Here is a 23,902-nt window from a genome sequence, read left to right as displayed (position 1 = left end):
ACCCAGTACCCGCGCTGGGCCGGAGTCGGGGCGGGCGGGTCGGGCGGGAAATCGGCGTTCAGGGGCGTCTCCAAAGGCTGAGGTGTCTACTTGCCGCCAGTGGTGCGGCGGGGGCGGGGCGGGGGCGGCTGGGTGGGGGACTGCCAGGCCAGCCGGACGGCGACCTCGGGCGGGAGGTGCCCGAGCTGGGTGTCGGCATCACGGCCCTCGGCGAGATAGACGACCGTCTGTCCCGTCTGGTCGGTGCACTGCACGACTTGTTCGAGGCGGTGGGCCATCGGGAAGAACGGGTTCATGGCCTGCCGCGCGGGAGCGGAACCGTCGCAGCCGGACAGCAGGTCCATGAGGTCGTCAACGGTCATTTCCTTGTGTTCCACGGGCAGCCTCCTGGTGAGAAGTTCGGACGGCGGCTCGGGTGGGCCGCCGGCAGGCGGGATGGGTGCCGCTGCTGGGAGACTCTCCGGGTCGGCCCTGCGGCCTCACAGGCGACGGGAGGTCTCCAGCACGCGTGCCACGGCGGCAGCGACGATGTCGGCCGGCGTCTCCACGTCGAAGGAGATCTGGTAGCCGCGGGCCCGGGCGGTGCCGGTGACAGCTATCTTCCAGCCCTCACCGTCAGTGCCAGGGCGGCCGAGCGGGAAGTAACCGCAGTAGAAGCGCCCGTCCTTGCTGTTGACGTGGACATCGGCCCGGTCGTCCACAACAAGGTTGAAGTCATCGGCGGAGAACTGATCCATGACGAGCGTGGGCTGGCCCTGCCCGAGTTTCCACTCGCGCAGACGAAGCGCCTCAGTGCTGGTGGCGAAACCGGGGCTCACGGCAACGATGGTCACGAGATACCACCTCTCTGACCTGGTATTTCTTAGGGAAGGTCGTCTACGTTGACATGCGCCCGGGAACCTTGGCCAGTCTTTCGGCGATCTTCCTTGTCTGCCCCCGGCGAACTGTCGCACCTACTGTCTGTGGGCAGCCCTTCACGCGGCACCGAGACTGTTCGAGTCACCCACACAGCATCCCGGGCTGCTCCTCCAGTTGGTGATGAGGTGGGCGAGAGGAGATAAACGACTGCGCGCCCGGCTGAGCATGGGTTCTGCCCGGTCATGCGGCAGCGAGCTGGAACAGTTCACTGACGCCTTGGGCTCGGTGGTAGGGCTGGAAGCGGGGCAGAAGGTCGTTGACGAGGCTGATGCAGCGAGGGGCGCCGATGCGGCGGGCCAGGAGCAGGGACTGGGTGGCGGCCGTTGCGGCGGGTTCAGGTTCTTTCTGGTCGAGGTAGCTTGCGGCCCGGTAGGCCAGGAAGACTCCGCGGGTTTTGTCCCGGGCTGAGGGCAGCAGTGCCTCGCCTTCGGCGATCAGTTGGTGGGCTCGGCCGGTGTCGCCGAGGTCCAGGAGCGCTTGGCCGGTGTCCACCGCTAGGTCGGCTTCTGAAATCCAGGAGCACCAGGCGGGCCGGTCGGTGCCGGCGTCGCTGAGGTGCTGCTCGGCTGCGGCAAGGGCGCGCAGCACGGCGTGGCGGTCGTTCGGGTCGTGGCGTGCTGCGATGGTGCGGGCGAGTCGTAACTGGAGCAGGCAGCGGGCGGCCGGGTTTTCGGCTCGGATCAGGGCCCGGTTGAGAATGGTGGCCGCGGTGGTGTGGTCGTGGCGCCAGGCAGCTTGGTAGGCGAGGTCGCTCAAGAGGCCGGCGCCCATGTCGTGGTCTCCGACTGCGTGCGCGTTGTGCAGTGCGGCGATCCAGTGCTGGCTGGCATGGGTGTGGCGGCCCTGATCGAAGCGGTGCCATGCGACGGTCTGGGCCAGGGAGGCGGCCAGTGTGTGCAGGCGCCGTGCCAACGCGGGCGTGTAGCGACCGTGTTCGAGGAGGCCGGTCACCGTGGCCAGGTGGGCGTCCAGCAGGGTTGCGGTGTGTTGCGGTTGTTCGGTGGCGAGGCCGGTGAGGTGACGCGCGGAGTTCTCCAGGAAAGAAAGGAGTTCCTCGCCGATCGGTTGACCGTCGTGGGCCTGGGCGAGTGCGTCCGCGGGGAGTGCTGCCCAGTCTGAGGCCAGGGCGGACAGCGCGGCGCTGGAGATCGTGAGGAACGTGCGGCGTTGCATCGCTGTTCGGAATGCCTCTCGTAAAGCGGGCACGGAGCTGTGCGGGCCGAGCGGGACAACACCGTCGGTGGTGAGCGGCAGCCAGTTGGGCCAGTCGTCGGCCCGGACGATGTCCGCGGACCAGCCCAGCGCCTCGGCGATGTAGACCTGGGATTCCTCGCTGGGCTGCGCCGCTTCGCGTTGCCATTTGCGTACCCGTGCCTCGTCCGTGCCTGAGCGCAGACCGCGCCGCGCGGCTGCGGCACGGATTCCGGCGACGAGTTCCTCCATCGTCATCTTCGCTGCGAGGCGTGCCGTAATCAGCGGGTGCGGGGTGGTTTGGTCCACGTCCTCCATCGAATCACTCAGCGCGAGGATCGGTGACTCCTTTGCCGTAACGGGACCTCCCCGGGACCCCCCTCAATCGGTGGACGGCATCGAACGGGCGAGCGCACTCTCGTCCTGGCGGTTCGCCCACGTCCTTCGCCCTCACCGAGGCCGAAGGAGGACTGGTCCGCAAGGCGACGGCTGGCTACGAGGCTCGGCGCCCGCTAGCAGCCGGTACGGTCTGGTCCCCGCCGCCGCGTCCGTACCGGCGCCCCGCGTTGCAGAGCAGCCCTGCCAGCAGGGCGCCCAACCAGGAGGACTTCATGCCTAACCCGCCGCAGACTCCCGCAGTCGAGCTTCCCGAAGTGCGCCGACTGCTCCTGATGGAGACCGACCCGCCCCGGCTGACCGACGAGCAGACCGCTGCCATGACGCGCGGCTGGGAGGAGGCAGTCGCCGCCAATCCGGCGCTGTTCGACGGGCCGACGGTCGTGTGTGCGGGGCTGGAGCGGAAGGACTCGGACACGCTGCTGCTGACCTGGTACCGGGCGACGTACCGCTTGTACGTCCTGCGGCTGGACCCGGTCCATGCGGTGCCCGCGCCGTCGGTGTTCGTGACGGTGGCCCAGCCCACGGATGACGGCCGGCTACTGGTGGGGCGCATGGCGTCGTCCACGGCGGCCCCCGGACGCTGGCAGTTGCCCGGCGGGACGATCGAACCCCCCGAAACGGACGCCACCCTGGACATGGAGGCGCTGCGCCGCCACGCGGCCCGCGAACTCGCTGAGGAGGCCGGACACCACGTGGCCGCCGGCGATATGGAGCTGTGGAGGGTGACCCAGGGCGACAAAGGCAACGTGGGCGTGCACTTCCGTGCGCCGGCCTGTCCCGCCGAGGCGCTGCACGAGCAGTACACGGCGCTCGTGGGCGCCGAGAGGGCCCAGGGCCGCACCCCGGAACTGGACCGCATCGCGTTCATCCGGTCGGTCGCCGACGTTGCGGGCCTCGGCGGCCCCAGCGCCGACTTCCTGCCGATGCTCGTCGCCCGCCACGCGGCGAGCAGGCCAGCCGACCACGAAGGAGGCAGCAGATGACGCATATACCCCCGAGCATCACCCAGCATCCGCCCGGACCGGGAGGCGCCGGCTTCTCGGTGGGCGAGGAGGTTCTCGCCGGTCTGGCCCAGGAACTGGCCGCAGCCGCCCGTGCCCGCGCCCCTGTCCGGCTGCTGTCCGAGCGCTTCCCCGGCCTGACCGAGCGGGACGCCTACCGCATCCAGCAGATCAACGTGCGGGAGCAGGTCGCGGCGGGGGCCCGGGTCGCCGGGCACAAGGTCGGCTGCACGTCGGCCGCCATGCGGGAGCAGATGGGCATCCACGAGCCCGACTCCGGGGTTGTCCTCCACTGGATGGTCGCTGCCAGCGGTGCCCGGTTGCGGTCGGCCGGTTTCATGGACCCGCGGATCGAAACGGAGATCGCCTTCCGGCTCGGCCGCGACATCGCGCAACCGTGCGGCCGGGACGCCGTCCGCGAGGCCGTGGCGGAGGTGTTCCTGGCCTTCGAGGTCCTCGACACCCACTTCGCGAGTTGGGACATCACGCTCGTCGACAGCATCGCAGACAACGCCGCCTGCGCGGGCGTCATCACCGGCCCTCCTGTCCCCTTCACCCCATCGTGGGATCTTGCCGCAGAGCAGATCACGGCGGAGGCGGACGGCACGGTGGTCGCGACCGGGCAGGGCGGCGACGTCCTCGGTGACCCGCTTCTGGCTCTGGCCTGGCTGACGCACCGTCTGCCCGTCCTGGGCACCACCCTGCGCGCCGGCGACATCGTCCTGGCCGGCTCCGTGCACGCGAGTCTCCCGCTGACCCCGGGCACCACCTTCCGGGCCGCCTCCAACCGGCTCCCCGCCGTCCAGTTGCGGGTCGTCTGACCAACCGCCCCTCCCAGGGAGCACACACATGCCAGCGAACACCGTCTTGACCACTGCCGTCCTCGGCTCCGGCCTGCTCGGCCTCGACCTGATCGAACGCATGCAGCACTCCCCGCATCTGACGTGCGGGCTCGTCGTCGGCCGCACCCGCCACAGCCGCGGACTCGACCAGGCCGCCGAACTGGGCTGCACCACCGCGGCGGGCGGCGTCACCGCGCTGATCGAATCGGAGCAGTCCTTCGACATCGTCTTCGACGCCACCAACGCCTTCGAGCACCCCGACCACTGGGGCCGGCTCGCCAGCACCGGAACGGTGCTGATCGACCTGACCCCCACGCGCGGCAGTGCGCTGATCGTGCCGACCGTGAACGGCGGCCAGAGCGCCGAGCACCAGCACATCGGCCTCGTCTCCTGCGGCGGGCAGGCCGCGATCCCCGTCCTGCACGCCCTCGCCCAGCGCTACCGGCCGCAATACGTGGAGATGGTGGCCACCGCCGCCAGCGTCAGTGTCGGCCGGGCCAGCCGCCTCAACCTCGACGAGTACGTGGAGACGACCCAGGGAGCCATCCGCCACTTCACGCGGACCCTCGCGGTCAAGACGATGCTGAACATCTCCGCGGCCGAACCGCCGCCGCCGTTCCGCGTCACGATGACGATGGTGGCCCCCGGCGTGAAGCAGGGCCCGGTGAGCGCCATCGTGGAGGAGGCCGAGGCCGGCGTGCGGACCGTGGTGCCCGGTTACCGGGTGACCTCGTGCACCGTCGCCGGCGACATCGTGCGGGTGATCGCGGAGGTGACCGCCACCCGCAGCCGCATGCCCGTGCACGCCGGAAACCTCGAAGTGCTCAGCGCCGCCGCCGTCTACGCGGCCGAGCAGCACGCCCTCGTCCCGAAGGAGATCGTCCGATGAGCACACCGGCCCAGGTGACCGTGCACGACCCCACGCTGCGCGACGGCCAGCACGCCGTACGCCACCAGCTGGACCGCGAGCAGATACGCGCCTACGCCACCGCGGTCGACGCGGCCGGTGTCCCCGTGGTCGAAGTCGGCCACGGCAACGGGCTCGGAGCGTCCTCCCTGCAAGTCGGACGCGGCAGGCTCAGCGACGACGAGATGCTCGCCACCGCCCGCGAGGCCCTCACCCGCAGCCGGCTGGCCACCCTCATGCTGCCCGGCTGGGCCACCACCGCCGACCTGCGCAACGCGATCAGGCACGGCGTCGATGTCGTACGGGTCGCCGCGCACTGCACCGAGGCCACCGTCACCGAACGCCACCTGGGAACCATCCGCGAACTCGGCGCCGAAGCACAAGGAGTGCTGCTGATGAGCCACATGGCCAGCCCCGGCGCCCTGACCGAGCAGTGCGCGCTGATGACCAGCTACGGCGCGCAGGCGGTGTGCATCTTCGACAGCGCCGGCCACTACCTGCCCGACGACGTCACCGAACGGATCACCGCCATCACCGCCGCGGTGGACGTGCCAGTCGCCTTCCACGGGCACAACAACCTCGGGCTGGCCGTGGCCAACTCGGTGGCGGCCGTCCAGGCCGGTGCCCGCACGATCGACGCGTGCGCGCGGGGGTTCGGGGCGGGTGCGGGCAATACCCAGCTCGAAGTGGTCGTGGCGGTGCTGGAGCGCTACGGCCACGCCACCGGGATCGACCTGCGGCGCCTGGCCGACGCGGCCGATCTCGCCGAGAAGACGCTGATGCCCGCGCCGCCGACGATCGACGCCACCAGCCTCGCCTCCGGGCTGGCCGGGGTGTTCTCCGGGTTCAAGAGGCCCGTGCTGGCCGCCGCCGAGCGCGAGGGCGTGCACCCCTGGGACATCTTCGTCGAACTCGGCCGGCGCCGGGCCGTCGCCGGGCAGGAGGACCTGATCCCGGACACGGCCCGCGCTCTGGCCGAACGGGTGGGGGCGAGCCAATGACCCAGCTACCGCCCCCGGCCGGGGTGTGGTTCGTCACGCCCGGCCACAGCCCCTCCCGTTTCCCGGCCGCGCACGGCAGCGGCGCGGACGTCGTCCTGGTCGACCTGGAAGACTCCGTGCCCGCCGCAGTGAAGCCGCGCGCTCGCCAGGAAGCCGCCGCGTTCTTCACCCCCTCCGGGGCGGCCGGACCCGTGCGCGGGGTGCGGATCAGCTCTCCCACCACCCGCGACGGCATCCTCGACCTGACGGCCATCGCCGACTACCCGGCCCGGCCCGACCTCGTGCTGATCCCGAAGACCGAATCGGCCCGGGACATCGAGATCGCCGCCGGAGCCCTCGACGCGCCCGGCTACACGCCCCACCTGTACGCGCTGATCGAGACGCCGCGCGCTCTGGAGGAGCTGCCGTCCATCGCGCGGGCCGACCGCATCGCCGGCGTGGTCTTCGGTACGGCCGACTACGCGACCGCCACCGGATGCTCCCAGGGCTGGGAAGCCCTGCTGCACGCCCGGTCCGCGCTCGTCACCAGCGCCGCCGCCGCAGGCATCCACGCCATCGACTCCCCGTTCTTCGACCTGGACGACCTGGACGCACTGCGGCACGAATCCGAGCGGGCCCGGGACCTCGGCTTCGCCGGCAAGTGCTGCGTACACCCGCGCCAGCTCCCCGTCGTCACCGAGGTGTTCACCCCCACCAGCGAGCAGATCGCCGCCGCCCGCGCCATCGTTGCCGCCGCCGCGGACGCCGGGGGCCGCATCGTCCGCGTAGGGGAACAGATGGTCGGCCCGCCCATGGTCAAAGCCGCGCAAGCCCTGCTGGCCCGCGCAGCCCGCATGCCGTGCAAGGCGAACGCGTGACCCGCGGCAGCCCCGTGCCCACGGGATACCGGCTGATCGCCGAGAGCCGCTACCGGGAAGTGGTCGGCCTGGGCTTTCACGAACTGCACGAGGGCCTCGTCGTCGAACACCGGCCAGGGCGCACCCTCACCGAGACGGACAACGTCCTGATGACCACGCTCGGCGGCAACGACGCACCGATCCACACCGACGCCCACTACAGCAGTCTCACCGAATGGGGCAGGCCGCTGGTGTGCAGCAGCATCACCCTCCACATCGTCGGCGGGATGACGGTCCGCAGCACCAGCGGCCTGACCACCGCCAACCTCGGCTTCGACGAGATCCGCTTCACCCACCCGGTGTTCGTGGGCGACACCCTCTACGCGGAGACGGAGATCACCGGCCGACGCCTGTCCCGCAGTCGCCCCGGCACCGGCATCGTCACCAGCCGCACGACCGGCCACAACCAGGACGGCAAGGCCGTGGTGACGTTCACCCGCAGCTTCTTCGTCCCGGTCGACGCCGAAGCCGTCCGCGACCGCACCAACTACTGAACGGAAGAGGTGACCATGCCAGACGCCATCCAGATCGTGCAGGCCGACGACGAGCTGTGGCAGCAGTACGACGCTCTCGCCACCCGCAGCTACGGCCACCCCGTCGGCGACATCACCCGCCTGCGCCCCCACGCCGACATCCGCGTCGCCCTCCGGGACGGGCGGGTCATCGCCGGCGGCCTCGGCCTGATGGTCCCGCAGTTCTTCGGCGGGGCACCGGTACCCTCCGCCCTGCTCAGCGCCGGATGCGTCGCCCCCGAAGAACGCGGCGCCCAGCTCTCCGTCGACATGCTCGCCGAACGACTCCGCCACCTCCGCGACCAGGGCGCGGTGATCTCGACGCTGTGGACGACCTCCAGCGCATACGTCCGCCACCTCCACTGGGAAGCCCCCGTCCCGGTGTTCGCCTGGTCCATCGCCACCGACGACCTCAAACGGGCCTACACCCGCCCAGCGCTCCCCGTCACGCACGGCCGGACGCCGCAGGCCGACGACCTCCAACGCCGTCTGTCCCGGCACTGGAACGGCGCCGTGCTGCGCCCGCAGTGGTGGCCGGCCTGGATGGACGGCAAGCAGGAGCTGACCACCTACCAGTTCGGCCCGGAGCAGACCCCGACAGGGCTGCTGTCCTTCACCACGAAACGCGACGCACGGCACGGCATGGAACTGACCGTCCACGACTTCTGGGCCGCCGACGAGGAGACCGTCACCGCCATGATGGCGTTTCTCGCCAGCCACCACACCCGCGCCCCCGCCATCCACTTCCGGCGATCCGCGCTCCCTCCCTACCCGGCGCTGCTGCACAACCTCCACCGGTACCGGCCGACGGCACAAGCGTGGCACCCGTGGATGCTCCGCATCCTCGACCCTCACGAAGCGGTGCGGCTGCGCGGGTGGCCCGCCGACGGCGAGATCACCGTTCCGATGGAGATCGAAGGGGAGAACGGCGGCACTTGGGACCAGTACCTGCTCGAAGTCAAGGACGGCGCCGGACAACTCACCACGACGCACGCCGCAGGCGAAGTCCGGCTCACCCGCCGACAACTCGCCGTCTGGTACGCCGGCGGCTACCGGTCAGCAGCATCAGCACGCCTCGCCGGAGTCGCCGCCAGGTCCGGTGAAGCACTCATCGCACTGATCCGCGCCACTGCTGACCATGATCCCTGGCTACCCGACCACTTCTAGTGGCCCCAGTCGGTCGGGGCATGTCGAAGCCCCCGGACCCGTCGCGGCCGGCAACGGATCCGGGGGCCAGTGTGTTCACGGTGGTTCAGGGCAGAAGCCTGCCGGTCTTGATGTCCTTGGCCTTGATCGTGAGCCGGGCCGGCTTGTACGGGTCGACGGTGACAGGCGGGCGGTGGCGCTCGGGTGACGACGATGTCCTGGTCGGCGACGACATCGTGGAGCGGGCTTCCGGAGAGTGTCTCCGTGAGCCGGTAGACGCCCGCCGGGACTGGCGCCCAGGTGGGGAAGCCAGCACCACGGCAGCCACGGCAGCGCTGTGGAGGGGCAGATCAGCGGGATCGTCCTGTGGCTGGGGACGCAGGAGGTGTCGCGACACCCGCCGGTGCCAGCGCCTGTTCGGACACTGTGGTCGTCGAGGCGATGTAGAGGTTCGAGCGGGTGTGGGACGGGATGTCCTGCACCGTCCGGTGGACCGGCTCGGTAGAGATCAGTGAGGCGGTGAAGGCCGCGACGAGCACGGTGGGGGTGTCGGCGGAGAAACGCACACGCCAGGAGGGAAGCTTGGGGTCGCCGCCCCAAGCTTTCCAAGCCGGACTGCTGCTGGATCCGTCCTCGGCGGCGTACATGTGCTGTACCCCGCCGAAGCCGTCCGGGGCGAGGAAGGTCTGGGTGCCGTCGGTCTTCACGGTGTGGCTCCAGCCGCGGGCGAGGAGCGGCACGTACGCCTGGGCCGGCGGGGTCTGGCCGCGGAAGAGATAGGTCGGGTATCGGTGGCGGTCTTCGAGGTAGCGGTCGAGCAGTTCGGCGTGGACATCGTGGAGCAACTCGACCGGGGTGGTGGTGTCGAAGGAGATCTGCCAAGCGGCCGGGCCGAACGGTTCGCGGTAGCCAGCAGTGATCCACTGTCTGCCGGGCGTGGGGGTGGAGACGTTGCCCATGCGCAGGCTCAGGCACGGACTGGCCGCGACGGCTGGCCCGCCCTCGTCGGTTTGATGCATGGTCCAGTCCTCATCAAAGGGGAAGGGCCAGATGGTGCGGAGGTCAGCCGTTCCTGGGCCTGCCAGGTGGCGCGGCAGAACCTTGATCGCCTGGTCGGGTCGGAGATTCGTCAGAGGGTCGGGCAAGGGACTCCTTGTCGTGCGGGCGGTGTGATCAGCGACGGCGGCCGATACCGGGGGTGTCCGGCGGGGTCGGTGTCCTGTGTGCGGTGCGGCCTGCCGCCCGGGCACGCGAGGGTGCTGTCCAGGTGCCGGGGAACCAGACGGCGGTGTACTGCTCGATCGCGTCGCGCAGCCCGGTGGTGACGGCTCCCTCCCACGGGGGCTGCCCGTGCTTGTTGAAGGTGGCGTACTTGTCGCTGCGCCGGGAAGTGTTGTTGGCTTCGTCGCGGCGGTGGAACGTTCCGTGGTCCAGGAAACTGAGCTTCACCGCGTCGATCTCGCCGCGCTCCGGGTGAACGACCGCCACCCGCAGCCCGCCGTAGGTGTCGGCATAGATGGTGGCGCTGAAGTCGATCCGCAGCCGCAGCGGGCCACCCGGGACGGGGGCAGCGAAGTAGGTGTTGCCCACCACGGCGTAGTCGTGGAAGGGGAGGCACAACTCGGCGAAGAACTCGGGAGCCTGCAGGGACAAGGGTGAACTCCGGTCGAGGACGAGCAGACATCAGCGGCGACGGCCGGGCAGAGCCGGTCGGCTGGTGGTGCTCCAGCGCGGGACGCTGGGCGCGGGCAGCGCGGCCGGACGGCGCGCAGCAGAGCGCTGGATGTCGAGTGGTGTGGGAGCCGACGGGGTCGGCGGGAGGATCGGGGTGAGCCGGGCGTGGCCCTTGACATAGCTGAAGGTGTCGTCCCGCCATCGAGGCAACGGCGCGGGATCGGCCACGCATTCGGTGACCGCCCGCAGGAGGGCGACGGGGGTGTCGGTGCTGGCGGTGGCGTACCAGAAGGGCCGGTCGATGTCGGTGCCTGCCCATAGCTGCCAGCGCGCGGTGCGGGAGCCGACTTCGAAGGCCGGATCGAGGTTGCCGGTGGTGTAGTCCAGTCTCGCGAGCCCGTCGGGTGACTTGATGGCGAAGGTGTCCCAGTCGGGCTGGTCGAGCTGCCAGCCTTGTTCGATGAGCGGGTTGATGGCCTGGAACGGGTCGCGGTCGGTGGTTCCGGGAACCGGACGGGCGAGGTAGTGGTCCGGGCCGTGCTGGTATGCCGCGGCAAGGGCGGTGGTGAAGGCGGTGACGAACTCCGTCGGCGTGCTGTCGTTGAAGCAGACTCCCCAGGCCGGCGGGCCGAAGGCGTCCTTGTAGGCGTTGATGCGCCACAGGCCGTCGTCTTCCCCTTCGGGAAGGTAGCCGAGTCGGACCTTGTAATCGGGTGCCGTGAGGTAGGCGTTGCCGAGATCGTCGTGGTGCAGGTTCCAGCCGAGGCTGTCGAGGGGGTCGAGACCGGGATCACCGATTGCGGTGGTGCCGGCGAGATGGCGCGGGGAGACGTAGACGTCTCCGTCGATGGTGTCGTGGTTCTCGTGGGGCACGGGATCCTAAGGAAGTGAGATGCGTCGGACGGCGGGTCGCAGTGCGGCTGTCAGGTCGGTGGATCGGCTGGTGCATGCAGCGGGTCCCGGGACCAGGGTCAGTAGTTCGGTGCTGAGGTGGGCGGCCCTTTGGGCGGCAGGCATCCGTGCGCCCCGCTCCACCGTGGCCAGCCCTTGACCGATGAAGTTGCCGGTCAGGAGCGTGCGGCTGCGCCAGTCAGCCGCAGGATCGCGGCTCACGCTGCGGTGCGGGTGCTGTAGGCCCGGTCGAGGACTGCGGTGACAGCGCGAGCGGCCCGTTCCGCACGCGTGCGGGCCTGCCAGCCTGTGCGCCCCGTGGTGATCACGTAGCCGATCCGGGCCGTGAACAGGTTCCCCCCGTCGGCGGGGAGGAGGAGCGGGTCACCAGGGCTGCACTGGAAGTGCAGCCGGTCCAGCCAGGTGGGGCGGGGTCCGTCGTAGGAGAGGTGGGTGAGAGTGCCCGAGGTGGTGGGGTAGAGCAGCCGGATCGAGGCGGCGGAGGATTTGGTGGGGGTGAGGTCGGGCGCGCGGTCGCAGGCGATGTCGGCGGCGGCGCGGGCCAGGTCGATGCCGGTGGCGAGACGGACGAGGTGGCCGATCATGTCGCCGGCGAGGCGGGCGTTGACCTCGATGAGGCGGGGGCGGCCATCGACGAGGCGCATCTCGACGTGGCTGATGCCGTCGGTGATTCCGAGGGCGCTGATCGCTGCCCGCGCGGCCGGGGCGACGATGTCGAGCAGGGGGTCGGTGGCGTCCACGCTGTGGGCGAGTTGATCGAAGTGCGGCGGCGGGCCCAGCTTCTTGCGGTTGACCGCGATGACCGTGGTAGCCCCTCGGTAGGTGGCGCACTCCACGGAGATTTCCGGGCCGTCGAGGTACTCCTCGACCAACACGCTGGTGCTCTCCTTGCCCAGTCCGGCAGTCCGCTCGGCGGCCCGGTACGCGGCGATGAGCTGGTCGCGGTTATCGGCGCGGAGCACTCCGATGGCGCCCGCGTGCGAGGCGGGCTTGAGGACCACCGGGTACCCGATGCGGTCGGCGGCGGCCTGCGCCTCCTGACAGGTTCGGACGCTCACCGATTCGGCCGAGGGAACGCCGTGGTGGGCGAACAGGGCACGGGCAGCGGCCTTGTTGCGGCAGCCCCGCATCACCGCGGGGGCGACCGTAGGCAGGCCGAGCTGGCGTGCGAGGCGGGCGACCGGGACGAGGTACCACTCCGTCCAGGTCACCACGCCGGCCACGTCGTGGCGTGCGGCCAGTGCGCGGCCGGCGGCGGACAGTGCCGTCTGGTCGGTGGGGTCGGGCACGATCACGCAGTCCTGAATGAATGGCACCTCCCAGGAGGGTTCCTCGGTGGTGATCAGGACGATGTCGTAGGCCGAAGCCACGGACTCCAGGCAGTAACGGCGGTAGCTCTCATCGGGAGCGGTGACAACCATGACGACGGGACGGGACACGAAAGGGCTCCTTGGAGGCGGGTGTGGCAGAAGAGGGACGGCCGACGACGGCGGTCAGGCACTGCGCCGGCGGCGGGTTTCTATCGCGGAAGCCCACTCCGGGTGCTCGGCGAGCAGCCTTCGGGCGTACAGGGCGGTGTAGTTGTTGTTCAGGCCCTTCACTCCGTGAGGGTGGCGCCAGCGCAGTGCCTCGAACAGGGCTTTCATCCCGACCCGTTGGGCGCCCGCGGCCAGGCGCTGGATCACCAGCTGTTCCAGGGCCCGGTACACCCAGGGGTGGCCGGCGTCGAAGGAGTCGAACTGCTCGGCGATCGAGGTGCCGTCGCGGGACGGGGGGCCGAGGCCGGGCAGACCGTCCTGGGTCGGGGTGGGCATGGGGTCGAGGGCTCCTCTCGTATCCGGGGCGGTCAGGCCGGGGTCAGGGGCAGGCGTCGCAGTCGGGCGAAGGCGACTACGAGGCCGACGGCCTGGAGCAGGGCAGCAGCGGTGACGGTGTGTCCTAGCTGGGCGGCGGGGAGAGCTGCGACGAGGAGGCCGGCAGCAGGGTAGGGCAGCAGGAGCAACAGGACGGTCACAGCGAGGGTGCTGCCGAACGCGTCGGCCGGGATCAGGTGGGAGCGCACGGTGCGCAGGACGACGGTGAGGCCGCCCTCACCGGCCATCAGTACGGCGATCAGCAGGAGATAGCCGCGGTAGGTGTCGGCTTGGGCGACGGCAAGGGTTGCTCCGGCCACCGCGGTGCCGGCGGCGGCACCGACCGGCCACAGCCCGAAGCGGTCGATCGCCCGGCGGGACGCCGTGACGGCGAGCAGGGAGGTTACGGCCGCTGCGGACCAGATGAGTCCGGCGTCCGCGCTGGAATGGTCCAGTTCGGTGATGACGATGACGGGGACGGCGGCCTGGAGCAGGGCGACGGCTCCGTTGGAGATGACCAAACCGCCCACCAACCAGGCCAGTGCGGGTAGCGTGCGCAGCGTTGCCCACCCCGAGGCGAGTCCGCGCTTCGGTGAGCCCGTCTCGTCCGGTGCCGTGGCGTGGCGTGGGCCGAACGCGGCGGCGAGGAGGGAGAAGGCCGCGAGGGTGCTGAGCATGGCGGCAGGGCCGGCGTGTTCGATGAGCAGGCCGGCGACAGCGGGGCCCGCCAGGGTGGCGGTCTGGTCGATGGTGATGAGCGCGGACTGCACCCGGTGCGCGTCGCCTCTGGCCGTGCGGCTGGCTTGTCCGCCGGCGGTTTCGGCTGCCACGTAGCTGAACTCGGTCAGGACGCCAATGATTGCCGCGAGCAGCAGCACCGTGACCGCTGCCGTCGTCGTCCGTACGTCGACCAGGGTGAGGGCAGCAGCTACGGACAAGGTGAGAAGGGCTCGTGCCAGCGACGCGACCCGGAAAACACGGCTGGTGCCATGACGGTCGACAAGGGTGCCGGCCACCGTGAACGCCCCAATACGCGGAAGCCATTGCAGGGCGAAGGCCAGCCCGGTCCAGGCCGCCGATCCGGTGGCGGCCAGGACCAGCAGGGGAACACCGTAGGTAGTCATCGCGGACGCTGCGGCATCCGCCCCACGGGGAAGATAGAGCTTCCCGAGGAGACCCTCAGGTGGGCGCCTCACGGTCTGTGGCGTCACGCGGCGACGCCATACATGTGGTGGTGGAGTCCGTGCACCTGGTGGGTGCCGACCCATTCGGCGAGCAGCTGGCCGATCTGACGCGCTCCGGTGGCATCGCTGCTCGGCGGGCGCGGATGCGTCTCGCCCGGTTCGGCCAGCAGTGCGAAGACGCTGCGGATCCGTTCGGTGAACGTGCTGACAGGGCCGGGAAGGTCGTGCTGACGGGCCCAGCGGGCGGTGGCGTCGTAGAGGTCGGCGAGGGTGCGGCCTGCCGGGGTGAGTCCGAGGTCGGTGCTGGAGCGGTCGAGGAGGCCGAGGGTATCCGCCTGTTCGACGGCTTGCCTGATCTGCGTGGTGGACAGGTCGGACAGGGTGCGGGTCAGTGCGCGGGACGGAATGACTCCGTTGTCGTCGATCTCGCTGACCAAGCGGATCAGGCCGGTGGACGACAGAGTCCGGCGTATGCGCTGGAGCTGAGGGTGAGGGGCGGGGCTCATCGGCGAATTCCTCCAGTCGGCAGGGCGGGCGTCGTCCGGGGCGGAAGAGCGTGGGAGAACAGGTCGGTGCGCCGCCAGGTCGGCCGTTGCGCGGACTGGGTCTGCGCCGCCGGAGCCGGGGTTGGGGCCGGATGGCTGACCCAGGCACGTGAGGGCTGCCCAGCCTGGTTGTTCTGGCCCCACACGGGGTGCCGGGCCGCCTGGGCGAGCGGTTGTCCGGCCGACCATGCGGACAGCGCGCCGAAGACGGGGCCAAGGCCCTCGCCGGCCGTGGACAGGCTGTAGGGGTGTCCGGAACCGGCGGTGTTGACCAGTCCGTCGGCAACGAGCTGCCGCAGCGGTGGATAGACAGCGGTCCAGCCCGCGTCGGGCATGACTATCTCAGCCAGGACTCTGCCGCTCGTCTCCCCCCGGGCCTTGAGTGTCCACAAGATCGCGGCGACGTGTCGGCGCGTGAGCAGGGTGAGGCTGTCCTCGATCTGGTCGATCGGCGGCAGCGGCCCCTCCGGCTGCTCCAGATACTGTTCGGCCCAGGTGACGACCAGGGGCAGTACCGGCAGCAGGGTGGTGGCGCGGTCGGTGTGCCCGTAGGTGACATGCCGGGCATCGTGCTCGGTGCGCCTCACGAGGCCGGCGTCGCACAGCGACTGCAGCTTGGGGTGGAGCTGGCCGCTGCGCAGCCAGGGCAGCTTGTCCGCGATCTCGTTGTAGCGCAGTGGCGGGCCGGAGAGCGCCAGCAAGATGCGTACGTTCCACCGCGGGGTGATCATCGCGAGGGCCTCGGAGACCCGGGCGACATCCGCGTCGGTGGCGGGAGGAAGGCCGGTGAGGGACAGCATAAGGACTCCTGGGGTGAGGGAGCAGGTCAGCGGCTTGGAGTAGCGCTCGTGGCCTGGCCGGCGGGCACTGGCAGCGGCGGAGGCAGGACGGAGACCGGGGACGACGCAGGCTCGCTCGGGGCGGAACGTCCAAGGCTCCGGAGCACGGCGTGGACCGTCCGTGCCTGGATGTCTCGGACGGTGACGGCTTCGGTCAGGCGGCGAGCGCAGTCCAGGACGTGGGACACCTCGTGCGTGCCGATCTGCCGCTCGGCGTGGACGAGCTGGGTGAGACGTTCGCGGTGGAAGGTAATGCTCTGCTCAGCGAAGGCGAGGTCGTGGTGCATCGCGAGGAGAGCGGCGAGCATCCCGGGTGGCTGGTCCTGGGCATGGGCTGCCAGGTCAGCGAGAGGGGCGCCGTACAGGTCCTCTATCTGCCGCGCGGCCTCAGTGGACGTCAGGAAGGTCAATGAGGTCGTCTTTCACGATCGGTGGGCCCGGGCCGCCCCGGCACGTTGCGGTGCCGGGGCGGCCAGAGGCAAGGTGGTGCTCACCGCCGGATGGGCCAGACGGACGGGCCGCGCCCGCTCGCTGGGCGGCGGCATGGTCCGCAGCAGACGGTCGAGAGCAGTGAGGTAGCCGTCGCGGGCTTCCAGTGCCGCTTCCAGCCACTGGGCGTCCATATGCAGGTCGCTGGCCGACAGCTCGTCCATGTCGCGCCGGGGGTCCATGGCGCGGTGGACGCCGTTGCGGACTCGGGCGACCTGTTCCTCGGCCAGTGCGAGGAAAGAACGCAGCTCCAGTGCACGGATCAGAGCGGTGGATGTGTCAGGGCTGGCAACCATGACGTAGAGGTCGACGACCGGAGCGCCGAAAACGTCGCTGAGACGACCGTCCATGGAGCTGGGCATGGTCCGTAACCTCGTCACCGCGCACTCCTTGCGGACTGCTGGGCAAATGAGGACCGCGGTGGTGCGGTGGCCGGCACGGCCGGACCGGCCCGCCGCCCCATGCGGGTCGGGGCGAGCCGCTCGGCGCTCATGTCCTGTTCGCCGAGGGCGAGCGGGTCCAGCAGCAACTGGACGACCAGGGCCCGTCCGTCGCGTATGGTCAGGGCCTCACCGACGCGGCTGACCAGGTCCTGCGAAGGGCCGGCGGCGTCCGGGTGCTGGGTCTGCAGCACGATGAGCAGATCGGCCTCGGCACGGTCGAGAGCGGCCTGCGCTGCGAGAAGCAGGACGTGCCACTTGACCACTTCGGTGACGGTCGGGTTGGCGGTCGGTGCGTCGGATACTGCGGTCCGCAACTGGTCCATGCTCATCCCGAACCTGGCCTCGATCTGGCCGGTGAGCGTTCCCACCACGTCACCGCCGGACATGTCATCAGGCAACGGGGGCCTCCTCCTCACAGCGTCGTGACGCCGTACTTGAGATGAGTGGAGTCGTCGGCTGGGCCGAATGCCTACCGAGGGGATGGGGTTGCTCAGTCGAGGCACAAGCGAACGTCGCGGTAGACATAGGTGCCGGAGACCCAGCCCTTGATACCGGTGGTCCGGTCGGTGATGTAGCGCCAGTTGCCGCTCGACTTGTGCACGGTGAACTTGTGGCTCCTGTACAGGATGCCGACCGCTGTGGACTTCGTGGTGGGCTTGGAGCGGATGGTGACCGCCTTCGCGTGGACCCTGTAGGGCAGCGGCGGAAGGCTACGGCAACTGCTGCTGGTGAACGTTGCCTTGGCGGCGACCGGCGCAGTGGCCGGTGCGGCATTGGCAGCGGATACGGCCAGTACCGGCAGCATCACTGCTCCCAGCATCGCGGCAGATATCAGGATTCGGTTCGAGCGCATACGGAAATAGCCTCCGAACAAGAGGAAAGAAAAACGAGGTAGGTGGCCGGGTGTTTCCTGCGGCCGGTATAAGAGTCCGGAGAATCGCCGGTTTGACCAACCGGCAATCATCGGCTATGTTGCGCCGCTGCAGATACCCGCTCAGCGGGTTCTTCCCGGCAAATGAGTCGCGGCCGATTGCGGTACGGACGCTGGGGGGACGGACGCGGCCTTCGGACGTACCGGAGGAAGGGGGCCGGCGGTGCCGGTGAGGCGTTCACGGGACCACGTCATGGCGTCGCTCACCGTGTCGAAGCCGCCCTCGCGCAGGGTGTGCGTCCACGTGTCGAGGTCGACTTCCTCCACCAGGACTCGGAACGGGGACGGAACACCGTCGTCGAGGGCGCGCAGCACCGCCACGGTGACGTGGTCACTGGGGAGGTCACGGGTGTAGGACCAGCCGAGCGCGTAGTGGTCGCCGTCGTTCATGAGCCGACGTTCCAGGGCATGTGTCGCCTCGTCGGCCGGGGTCGTGCCGAGGTCGGGGTCGAGTGCGATGGCCCCGGGCGGGCAGCCCCGGTGGATCAGCCAGGACTGCGCCATGGAGGACAGCGGCAGCTGCGCATGCTCGAAGGACAGTGTCCGGTTGCGGTGGTCTCGTTGCAGGTAGAGCGCGATGTACTGCGGCCCACCCTGGTGTCCGTAGGTAGCACTGCGGTCGTACAGAACGTAGAAGCTGCGGGCGTAGTCGGCGCTGTGGTGCTGGGCGAGGGCATCGAGCATGTCGTCCCTCTCGCCGATCTCGTCGTGGAACGCCGTCCTGGCCTGCTCGTCACTGGTCAGCTCGTCCACCCGGAAGTCCAGGCAGGTATCGAGGGCTTGGTCGCTGGTCGAAGTGGTTTCGCGTGGGGTCATACGGCCTTTCGGGTTAGCGCCGGGGTACAGAGCGCGCCGGCCATGCTCCCGGCTGCAGCACGGATGTCGGCGCGGGAGCTGGCCGGGGCTGTCGGCGTGCGGTGAGTGCGGCGCGGCCGGCGTCGGTGAGAGTGACCGGCTGCCCGGCATGGACTGGGTGACTGGTGTCGCGAGCGACGAGACCTGCGGTCTCAAGGCGCTGCAGTTCGGCGTAGGGGATGCGTGCCCCGGAAGCCGCAGTCACCGACAGCCGGTTGGTCAGGAGGTGCTCGTGAAGTTTGGCTCCGCCGGCGATGGCGAGCAGCGCTGCCTGATCGGTGGTGGAGAGCGCCTCGGGGGTACGCCTGTGCGCGGTGCGGGCAGTTGTCTCGACCGGCTCCAGGGCAAGGAGCACCTGTCGCGCGACGGTGTCTCGGGTGTCGGCGGCCTGTTCCAGTTGGCTGACGGTGCGATCGATGCGTACGAACAGAGCTTCGTCGACGGGAAACTCGCCGCTGGACAGGCGATGCAGGAGAGTGCGGTGAAAGGTGACGCCGCGCTCGGCGTCGGCCAGTTCACGGTGACGGTCGACCAGTGTGGCGTGGGCCTCGTCCAGGAGCCCGGAGTCTCGGTGGGCCCACAGGGTGTCGATGTCATGGCCGGTGGCGGTCTCGATGCGGTGGTCGAGTGAGGAGACCGCGCGCCGGGCCGGGCCCGGCGCGGGTTCGGAAGGCATGGGCTCCCAGGGTCAGCGGGTGGGGCGGTGCGGAGAGGTCTGTGCGGGGCGGGGCAGGCCGGGCATCGCGGACGGCAACGGTGGCCGCAGGCCGGCACCGCGCGTAGTGAGCTGCGGGGGACAGGAGCGGGCAGCGTGCGTGCGGGCGCTCCGCGGGCGGCGGGTCATGCCCAGGCGGCGGCCGACCTCGTCGTAGACGTCGTTGCCCGCCCGGGGCCGGACCGCGACGACGTGGATTTCCCGCCTGTGTGTGGCCGTCTCGGGTGCGGGGCGCAGGCCGTAGACGACGCGCCACTCCCTGCGGGCGTCCACGATCAGCTTGCGGTAGCCCTCCAGGTCCCCGGTGAGGCGGGTTCCGAAGCACTCGGCGTTGACCACATCCTGCAGTCGGGACAGGGTGAGGTCTCGGATGTCACCAGGGGCCTGGAGGAGGTCGGTCAGGGCGCGCGGATCGAAGCTCAGGCCGAAGGCCGGCTGCTGCCCCTGACTCACGACGCCGGTCCGGGCATCTCACCGGCTTCGGATGGTTCGGTGTCCGTCGCCTGCTTTGTCCGGGCCGAGCGCGGAGGGCCGGGCAGGACGCGGTGTGCCGGCCGGTCCGGGGACGTCATACACGCCGACAGCGGGCCACCTGGGGCGCGAATCGCCGCGATGGCGTGAGTGAGGAAGTCCCGGTGCCACACGAACAGGCCGGACAGCCCAGCTTCGGGGTCCTTGTGTTGCTGGTAGGCCAGCCACAAGGCGTGGAGCCAGGCCACGACATCGTCGTGATCCTGCCAGCGCAGGCACCAAGGCGTCGCCGTGGTGACCTCCGCTCCGTAGACCGGAAGCAGGAAGTCGTCAACCCAGTCGGACAGCGCGTCGAGTTCGTTCTCGTACTCCTCGCCCTCCAGTTCCAGGATGGGTCGCGGCTCCGGCGGCGCCACCGAAGCCGCACCGCCGAAGCCGGGCATGCCGAATGCCGCGAACGGGGACTCACTTGAAGCGCCCGGAAAGGGCGGGGCGGAGGCCAGATGGTCCAATTGCTGCGCCTGTTGCGCCGACTGCTCCATCAACCGCCGGACGCTGGCCTCGATCCCCTCCAGCTGGTCGTCGGGGACGCGGACCGGCTCCGGCTCCCCGTTGACCGGGGCTTCTACGGGGTCAGACATGGCAGGAACGACCTCCTACAAGCGATTAAGTGCGGGGACGTGAAGCGCTACCGAGCGGGTTCGCCGCCCGGTGACATGTGGCGTGGGGTCAGGAGACGAGGGTGAAGTCGTCCTGGGTGAGGGTCTGGCGGACCGTTTCCGTCAGCCGGTCGGCCGCGATGGACGCGTAGTGCTCGGTTCTCTCCACACCGATGAAGTCGCGGCCCTCCAGCAGGGCGGCGACGCCGGTGGAGCCGGAGCCGGCGCAGAAGTCGAGGACCGTGCCGTTGTGGGGGCAAATCTTGACCAGTTCGCGCATCACCTCGACGGGCTTCTGCGTGATGTGCTGCCGCTTCGACCCGGACGGCTGGGAGGCGGAGTAGAGGCCGGGCAGGTAGACCGGGTTACGCGCCGCGTCGATCGCGCCCTTGGACCCCCAGATGATGAACTCGCAGTTCTGGGTGAAGCGGCCCTTCTGCGGTCGGGCGGTCGGCTTGTGCCAGGCCAGCACGCCGCGCCACAGCCATCCCGCCGCCTGGATCGCGTCTGTGGTGATCGGGAGCTGACGCCAGTCGGTGAACAGCAGCGCCGTCCCGCCCGCCTTGGTCAGCCGGTGGGCTTCGGTCATGATCTGCGTCAGCCAGAACCCGTAGCTGCGCTGGTCCATGTTCTCGCCGGTGAAGTCCGGCAGGGTGTTCTTGGCGTCGGCGGAGGTGTACTTCTGCTTCGCGCTGCGGCTGGTGCGCTCCTTCGCGGTCCGTCCGCCTGAGTTGTACGGCGGGTCGGTGATCACCGAGTCGACGCAGTCGTCCGGCAGACCGGACAGAACAGCGAGCGCGTCGCCTTGGTGCAGGGAAAAAGGCAAAGAGAAACCCCGATTCGGGTGGGGAATACTGGGATACCCTTCGCACAGGCCAGTCCGCGGGCCTTGAAGTGGGAGTGGAGAACCCCACAGACGTGGACGAGGCGGCGAGGGAGTCATACAACTGTAGAGGCGAATCCGCCGACGACCAAGAAATGCTGTGCTGACGGGTCGGATTCCGACCCGTCAGCACCGACTATTTGGTCAACTGCCGATTCACCCCTACAGTTTTTGTACGGCCCAACGCACACCCTTCCTGGTCCTGCTTATTCCCGGCGCTTTGGCCTCCCCGGCGCGCTCAGGTCCCGCCTCTGGCTGGTGCGTGAACGGCAACTCACCTCGCCGACACGCACCTTCCTGTCGTCAGCCCGGGCCCACGCGTCGTCATGACGGCCGGTTCTCACCCGAAAGGAAACGACCATGACCTCTCGTTACCCGCCCCTGCATGACTCCGGAGACTCGCGCGTGTTCCGCTCCGGTTGAAGGCGCTTGCCGCCGGCATCGGCGTCGTCTTCCTTTCCCCGCTCCTGCTCGCCGGTACCGCCATGGTGATGACGACCTCCAGCGAAGCCGCCCAGTCCGCAGCCACGAGCTGCTTGTCAGACGTGGACACCGCCGCGATCACTGAGCAGGTCACTAAGATCCTCGACGGCGCGGACGCTTCCGACGTTCGCGTCGAGGGCCTCGATCTGCCCGGTGAACAGATCCCGCACGCGCAGACCATCGTCGCCACCGGCATCAGCCTCGACGTGCCCCGCCGCGGGCAGATCGTCGCGCTGGCAACCGCCCTGCAGGAAAGCCGTCTGCGCAATCTCGCCTACGGCGACCGCGACTCCCTGGGCCTGTTCCAGCAGCGGCCCAGCCAGGGCTGGGGAACCGCCGACCAGATCCGCGATCCGGTCTACGCGAGCACACAGTTCTACAACGCGTTGCTCAAGGTCAGCGGCTGGCAGCAGATGACCGTCACCCAGGCTGCCCAGGCCGTGCAGCGTTCGGCCTACCCGGACGCCTACGCCAAGTGGGAACCACTGGCGACCGCGCTGCAGCAGGCTATCGTCGCGACTCTCCCCAACGGCAGCACCAGCGGTTCCGGCACGGGCACCGCAGAGCCGGCCAGCGGGTCCGTGTGCGGCACGGCGAGTGACGGGTCCCAGTTCGGGGCGATCCCCGAAGGGGCGGTGCCCCACGGTTATGAGATTCCTGAGGGCACTGACCCGCGGGCCCGCACCGCGATCGTCTGGGCGATGGGCCAGCTCGGCACGATGTACCAGTGGGGCGGGAGCTGCACGGCGCCGCGCGGGCCCGACCCGATGGGCCGCTGTGACTGCAGCTCGCTGATGCAGCAGGCGTACAAGCACGCCGGCATCACCCTCACCCGCACCACGTACACCCAGGTCAACGAGGGAAAGGCCGTGTCACTGAGGGCACTTGAGCCAGGTGACCTGCTCTTCAGCGGCGGCAACGCCGCCAGCCCCGAGCACGTCGGCATGTACATCGGCCAGGGTCTGGTCATCGAGGCCCCTCGCACCGGTAAGCCGGTCCGCATCACACCGCTGAAGGACTGGGAGGTTCTCGCCGCCCGCCGCGTTCTGTAACGCCCGCGCTGCTTCCCAGGCCACTCGCGCACTCCGCCTTGTCCTTCTCACCTCCCTGCAGGCCGGGTCTTGCCGGCCTGCGCACGCAAGGAGTCCCGCCCACCCGTGTCACCCATTCCTGACCGTTTCCTCCAGCTCGCCTACGACCCGGGCATTTCTCCCAAGGGCGGCGGCCTGCCCGGCCTGTCCGTCTTGAAGAACGTCGTCAACTCGATCAACCTGTTCGGCATCATTGCCGTGGTCGGCGCGCTCGCCGTCTCGCTCGCGGTGTGGGCGTGGGGACACCACACCGGTGGCCACCAGGCCGAGGCCAACGGCAAGAAGGGCGCCACCGTGGCCGCCGGTGCCGCGATCGGTCTCGGTGCCGCCAACGGCATCGTCGCCTTCTTCAGCAACCTGGGGTCGCAGGTTCACTGATGCTGAAACGACTCGCCCAGTACGGGGCCGACTGGCTGCCCAGGCGGCGCATCGCCCTCGCCGCAGCCGCTCTGGCCTGCCTGCTCGCCCTCGCCGCCGTGACCGCTCTCCTGGTCGGCCGCAGCAACCAGCACAGCCCCACGTCCAGCACCGCATCGCCCGCCACCGGCTCCGCCTCCTCCCCATCCGGATCCAAGAACCCGGGCGCCGGTGGCGGGGCTGTGGCCGGCCCGCCGCGCACCTCCGACCCGGTCGCCTTCGCCAAGGCCGCCGCCGCGATGCTGTGGACCTACGACACCCGCGCCACCAGCCACGAGCAACAGCTCGCCGGCATGCAGGCGTGGATGACCGACGAGGACCAGTACGGCGACTGGACATCGGTGTCGGCGCAGATACCGGACCCCACCCTGTGGTCACGGATGTCCGACCAGAAGCAGCACGCCACCGCCGCCGTGGCCGAAGGACACTACCCGGCCGCGTTCAAGCAGGCCCTCGCCGAGCACCCATCGGAGATCACGAAGGCGTACATCTACGCCGTGACCGTCACCGGCAAGCAGACCATCGCCTGGGCCAGGGGCGGCGGGGGTGCGGAGGAACGCTCCGTCACCCTCGCCGTGCAGTGCCGGCCCTCGGCCGCCTGCTCGCTCGTCGCCATCGCGCCGGCCGTCGCCCCCTGACCGGAAG

At 69.9% G+C, this 23,902-nt stretch carries 31 protein-coding genes; 12 read left to right on the top strand and 19 right to left on the bottom strand.

What is annotated here, in order from left to right; all coding sequences use genetic code 11:
* Nucleotides 1-86 precede the first annotated feature (86 nt).
* From J7I94_RS02265 to J7I94_RS02255, 3 genes are all read right to left on the bottom strand, one after another.
* Nucleotides 87-377, bottom strand: a complete 291-nt coding sequence (locus tag J7I94_RS02265; RefSeq protein ID WP_215164736.1) for a hypothetical protein — start codon at nt 375-377, stop codon at nt 87-89.
* 102 nt (nt 378-479) lie between these two features.
* Nucleotides 480-833, bottom strand: a complete 354-nt coding sequence (locus J7I94_RS02260) for a DUF317 domain-containing protein (protein WP_308114477.1) — start codon at nt 831-833, stop codon at nt 480-482.
* Between the two features lie 265 nt (nt 834-1,098).
* A complete protein-coding gene (locus J7I94_RS02255) occupies nt 1,099-2,427 on the bottom strand; it encodes an XRE family transcriptional regulator (protein ID WP_374198348.1) in 1,329 nt (442 codons plus the stop codon).
* A 293-nt stretch (nt 2,428-2,720) separates the two neighbouring features.
* Between J7I94_RS02255 and J7I94_RS02250 the strand changes: the two genes are divergently transcribed.
* From J7I94_RS02250 to eis, 7 genes are read left to right on the top strand one after another with little or no spacing between them, the layout of a single operon-like run.
* Entirely contained in the window at nt 2,721-3,491 is a 771-nt protein-coding gene (locus J7I94_RS02250) for an NUDIX hydrolase (RefSeq protein WP_251074534.1), read from the top strand.
* A complete protein-coding gene (locus tag J7I94_RS02245; protein ID WP_215164734.1) occupies nt 3,488-4,330 on the top strand; it encodes a 2-keto-4-pentenoate hydratase in 843 nt (280 codons plus the stop codon). Before J7I94_RS02250 ends, J7I94_RS02245 begins: the two co-directional genes overlap by 4 nt.
* 28 nt (nt 4,331-4,358) lie before the next feature.
* Nucleotides 4,359-5,240, top strand: coding sequence for an acetylating acetaldehyde dehydrogenase (locus J7I94_RS02240; protein ID WP_215164733.1), 882 nt, complete (start codon nt 4,359-4,361; stop codon nt 5,238-5,240).
* Nucleotides 5,237-6,259 carry a 4-hydroxy-2-oxovalerate aldolase gene (dmpG, locus tag J7I94_RS02235; RefSeq protein WP_215164732.1) on the top strand — a complete coding sequence of 341 codons (1,023 nt, stop codon included), beginning with the start codon at nt 5,237-5,239 and terminating at the stop codon, nt 6,257-6,259. Before J7I94_RS02240 ends, dmpG begins: the two co-directional genes overlap by 4 nt.
* A complete protein-coding gene (locus J7I94_RS02230; RefSeq protein ID WP_215164731.1) occupies nt 6,256-7,116 on the top strand; it encodes a CoA ester lyase in 861 nt (286 codons plus the stop codon). Before dmpG ends, J7I94_RS02230 begins: the two co-directional genes overlap by 4 nt.
* Entirely contained in the window at nt 7,113-7,649 is a 537-nt protein-coding gene (locus J7I94_RS02225) for a MaoC family dehydratase (protein ID WP_215164730.1), read from the top strand. The genes J7I94_RS02230 and J7I94_RS02225 overlap by 4 nt, the downstream gene beginning before the upstream one ends.
* A gap of 15 nt (nt 7,650-7,664) precedes the next feature.
* Nucleotides 7,665-8,834, top strand: a complete 1,170-nt coding sequence (eis, locus tag J7I94_RS02220; protein WP_215164729.1) for an enhanced intracellular survival protein Eis — start codon at nt 7,665-7,667, stop codon at nt 8,832-8,834.
* An 85-nt stretch (nt 8,835-8,919) separates the two neighbouring features.
* Here eis and J7I94_RS38935 read toward each other — a convergent pair whose 3' ends face one another.
* The 9 genes from J7I94_RS38935 to J7I94_RS02180 all read right to left on the bottom strand — a co-directional run bounded on the left by J7I94_RS38935 (nt 8,920) and on the right by J7I94_RS02180 (nt 15,778).
* Nucleotides 8,920-9,048 carry a hypothetical protein gene (locus tag J7I94_RS38935; protein ID WP_285442386.1) on the bottom strand — a complete coding sequence of 43 codons (129 nt, stop codon included), beginning with the start codon at nt 9,046-9,048 and terminating at the stop codon, nt 8,920-8,922.
* Nucleotides 9,049-9,163: 115 nt separating this feature from the next.
* Nucleotides 9,164-9,958, bottom strand: coding sequence for a DUF317 domain-containing protein (locus J7I94_RS02215; protein WP_215164728.1), 795 nt, complete (start codon nt 9,956-9,958; stop codon nt 9,164-9,166).
* Between the two features lie 28 nt (nt 9,959-9,986).
* Entirely contained in the window at nt 9,987-10,466 is a 480-nt protein-coding gene (locus tag J7I94_RS02210) for a hypothetical protein (RefSeq protein WP_215164727.1), read from the bottom strand.
* 30 nt (nt 10,467-10,496) lie between these two features.
* Nucleotides 10,497-11,360 (bottom strand): DUF317 domain-containing protein, encoded by an 864-nt coding sequence (locus J7I94_RS02205; protein WP_215164726.1) that lies wholly within the window; start codon nt 11,358-11,360, stop codon nt 10,497-10,499.
* 236 nt (nt 11,361-11,596) lie between these two features.
* Nucleotides 11,597-12,820, bottom strand: a complete 1,224-nt coding sequence (locus tag J7I94_RS02200; protein ID WP_215164744.1) for an acetyl-CoA carboxylase biotin carboxylase subunit family protein — start codon at nt 12,818-12,820, stop codon at nt 11,597-11,599.
* A 72-nt stretch (nt 12,821-12,892) separates the two neighbouring features.
* The gene (locus tag J7I94_RS02195) at nt 12,893-13,213 is read right to left on the bottom strand and encodes a hypothetical protein (RefSeq protein WP_215164725.1); all 321 of its coding nucleotides are present in this window, start codon (nt 13,211-13,213) and stop codon (nt 12,893-12,895) included.
* A gap of 32 nt (nt 13,214-13,245) precedes the next feature.
* Nucleotides 13,246-14,376 carry an MFS transporter gene (locus J7I94_RS02190; protein WP_251074533.1) on the bottom strand — a complete coding sequence of 377 codons (1,131 nt, stop codon included), beginning with the start codon at nt 14,374-14,376 and terminating at the stop codon, nt 13,246-13,248.
* A gap of 83 nt (nt 14,377-14,459) precedes the next feature.
* The gene (locus J7I94_RS02185) at nt 14,460-14,942 is read right to left on the bottom strand and encodes a hypothetical protein (RefSeq protein ID WP_215164723.1); all 483 of its coding nucleotides are present in this window, start codon (nt 14,940-14,942) and stop codon (nt 14,460-14,462) included.
* A complete protein-coding gene (locus J7I94_RS02180) occupies nt 14,939-15,778 on the bottom strand; it encodes a winged helix-turn-helix transcriptional regulator (protein ID WP_215164743.1) in 840 nt (279 codons plus the stop codon). The genes J7I94_RS02185 and J7I94_RS02180 overlap by 4 nt, the downstream gene beginning before the upstream one ends.
* A 152-nt stretch (nt 15,779-15,930) precedes the next feature.
* On the opposite strand from J7I94_RS02180, the gene J7I94_RS02175 reads away from it, so the two are divergent.
* Nucleotides 15,931-16,233, top strand: coding sequence for a hypothetical protein (locus J7I94_RS02175; protein ID WP_215164722.1), 303 nt, complete (start codon nt 15,931-15,933; stop codon nt 16,231-16,233).
* 9 nt (nt 16,234-16,242) lie between these two features.
* Here J7I94_RS02175 and J7I94_RS02170 read toward each other — a convergent pair whose 3' ends face one another.
* The 4 genes from J7I94_RS02170 to J7I94_RS02155 all read right to left on the bottom strand — a co-directional run bounded on the left by J7I94_RS02170 (nt 16,243) and on the right by J7I94_RS02155 (nt 18,499).
* Nucleotides 16,243-16,671 carry a hypothetical protein gene (locus tag J7I94_RS02170; protein ID WP_215164742.1) on the bottom strand — a complete coding sequence of 143 codons (429 nt, stop codon included), beginning with the start codon at nt 16,669-16,671 and terminating at the stop codon, nt 16,243-16,245.
* 14 nt (nt 16,672-16,685) lie between these two features.
* Nucleotides 16,686-17,150 carry a hypothetical protein gene (locus J7I94_RS02165; RefSeq protein ID WP_251074532.1) on the bottom strand — a complete coding sequence of 155 codons (465 nt, stop codon included), beginning with the start codon at nt 17,148-17,150 and terminating at the stop codon, nt 16,686-16,688.
* A 92-nt stretch (nt 17,151-17,242) separates the two neighbouring features.
* Nucleotides 17,243-17,605, bottom strand: coding sequence for an SH3 domain-containing protein (locus tag J7I94_RS02160; protein WP_251074531.1), 363 nt, complete (start codon nt 17,603-17,605; stop codon nt 17,243-17,245).
* Between the two features lie 141 nt (nt 17,606-17,746).
* Nucleotides 17,747-18,499 (bottom strand): hypothetical protein, encoded by a 753-nt coding sequence (locus tag J7I94_RS02155; RefSeq protein WP_215164721.1) that lies wholly within the window; start codon nt 18,497-18,499, stop codon nt 17,747-17,749.
* 148 nt (nt 18,500-18,647) lie between these two features.
* Between J7I94_RS02155 and J7I94_RS39175 the strand changes: the two genes are divergently transcribed.
* Complete coding sequence (locus tag J7I94_RS39175; RefSeq protein ID WP_215164720.1) at nt 18,648-19,169, top strand: hypothetical protein; 522 nt, start codon at nt 18,648-18,650, stop codon at nt 19,167-19,169.
* Nucleotides 19,170-19,226: 57 nt separating this feature from the next.
* On the opposite strand, the gene J7I94_RS02145 is transcribed toward J7I94_RS39175, so the two are convergent.
* The 3 genes from J7I94_RS02145 to J7I94_RS02135 form a co-directional block, all read right to left on the bottom strand.
* Nucleotides 19,227-19,706 carry a hypothetical protein gene (locus J7I94_RS02145; RefSeq protein ID WP_215164719.1) on the bottom strand — a complete coding sequence of 160 codons (480 nt, stop codon included), beginning with the start codon at nt 19,704-19,706 and terminating at the stop codon, nt 19,227-19,229.
* The gene (locus tag J7I94_RS02140) at nt 19,703-20,266 is read right to left on the bottom strand and encodes a DUF4913 domain-containing protein (RefSeq protein ID WP_251074540.1); all 564 of its coding nucleotides are present in this window, start codon (nt 20,264-20,266) and stop codon (nt 19,703-19,705) included. Before J7I94_RS02140 ends, J7I94_RS02145 begins: the two co-directional genes overlap by 4 nt.
* 187 nt (nt 20,267-20,453) lie before the next feature.
* A complete protein-coding gene (locus J7I94_RS02135) occupies nt 20,454-21,209 on the bottom strand; it encodes a site-specific DNA-methyltransferase (protein WP_215164717.1) in 756 nt (251 codons plus the stop codon).
* Between the two features lie 476 nt (nt 21,210-21,685).
* Between J7I94_RS02135 and J7I94_RS02130 the strand changes: the two genes are divergently transcribed.
* From J7I94_RS02130 to J7I94_RS02120, 3 genes are all read left to right on the top strand, one after another.
* Nucleotides 21,686-22,801 carry a C40 family peptidase gene (locus tag J7I94_RS02130; protein WP_215164716.1) on the top strand — a complete coding sequence of 372 codons (1,116 nt, stop codon included), beginning with the start codon at nt 21,686-21,688 and terminating at the stop codon, nt 22,799-22,801.
* A 105-nt stretch (nt 22,802-22,906) separates the two neighbouring features.
* Nucleotides 22,907-23,218, top strand: a complete 312-nt coding sequence (locus J7I94_RS02125; RefSeq protein WP_215164715.1) for a DUF6112 family protein — start codon at nt 22,907-22,909, stop codon at nt 23,216-23,218.
* Nucleotides 23,218-23,895: a hypothetical protein gene (locus J7I94_RS02120; RefSeq protein WP_215164714.1), complete on the top strand. Its 678-nt coding sequence runs from the start codon at nt 23,218-23,220 to the stop codon at nt 23,893-23,895. Before J7I94_RS02125 ends, J7I94_RS02120 begins: the two co-directional genes overlap by 1 nt.
* Nucleotides 23,896-23,902: the final 7 nt, after the last annotated feature.

The sequence above is a fragment of the Streptomyces sp. ISL-12 genome, from assembly GCF_018614415.1.
GTDB lineage: Bacteria > Actinomycetota > Actinomycetes > Streptomycetales > Streptomycetaceae > Streptomyces.
This window is presented reverse-complemented; position numbering and strand designations above follow the sequence as displayed.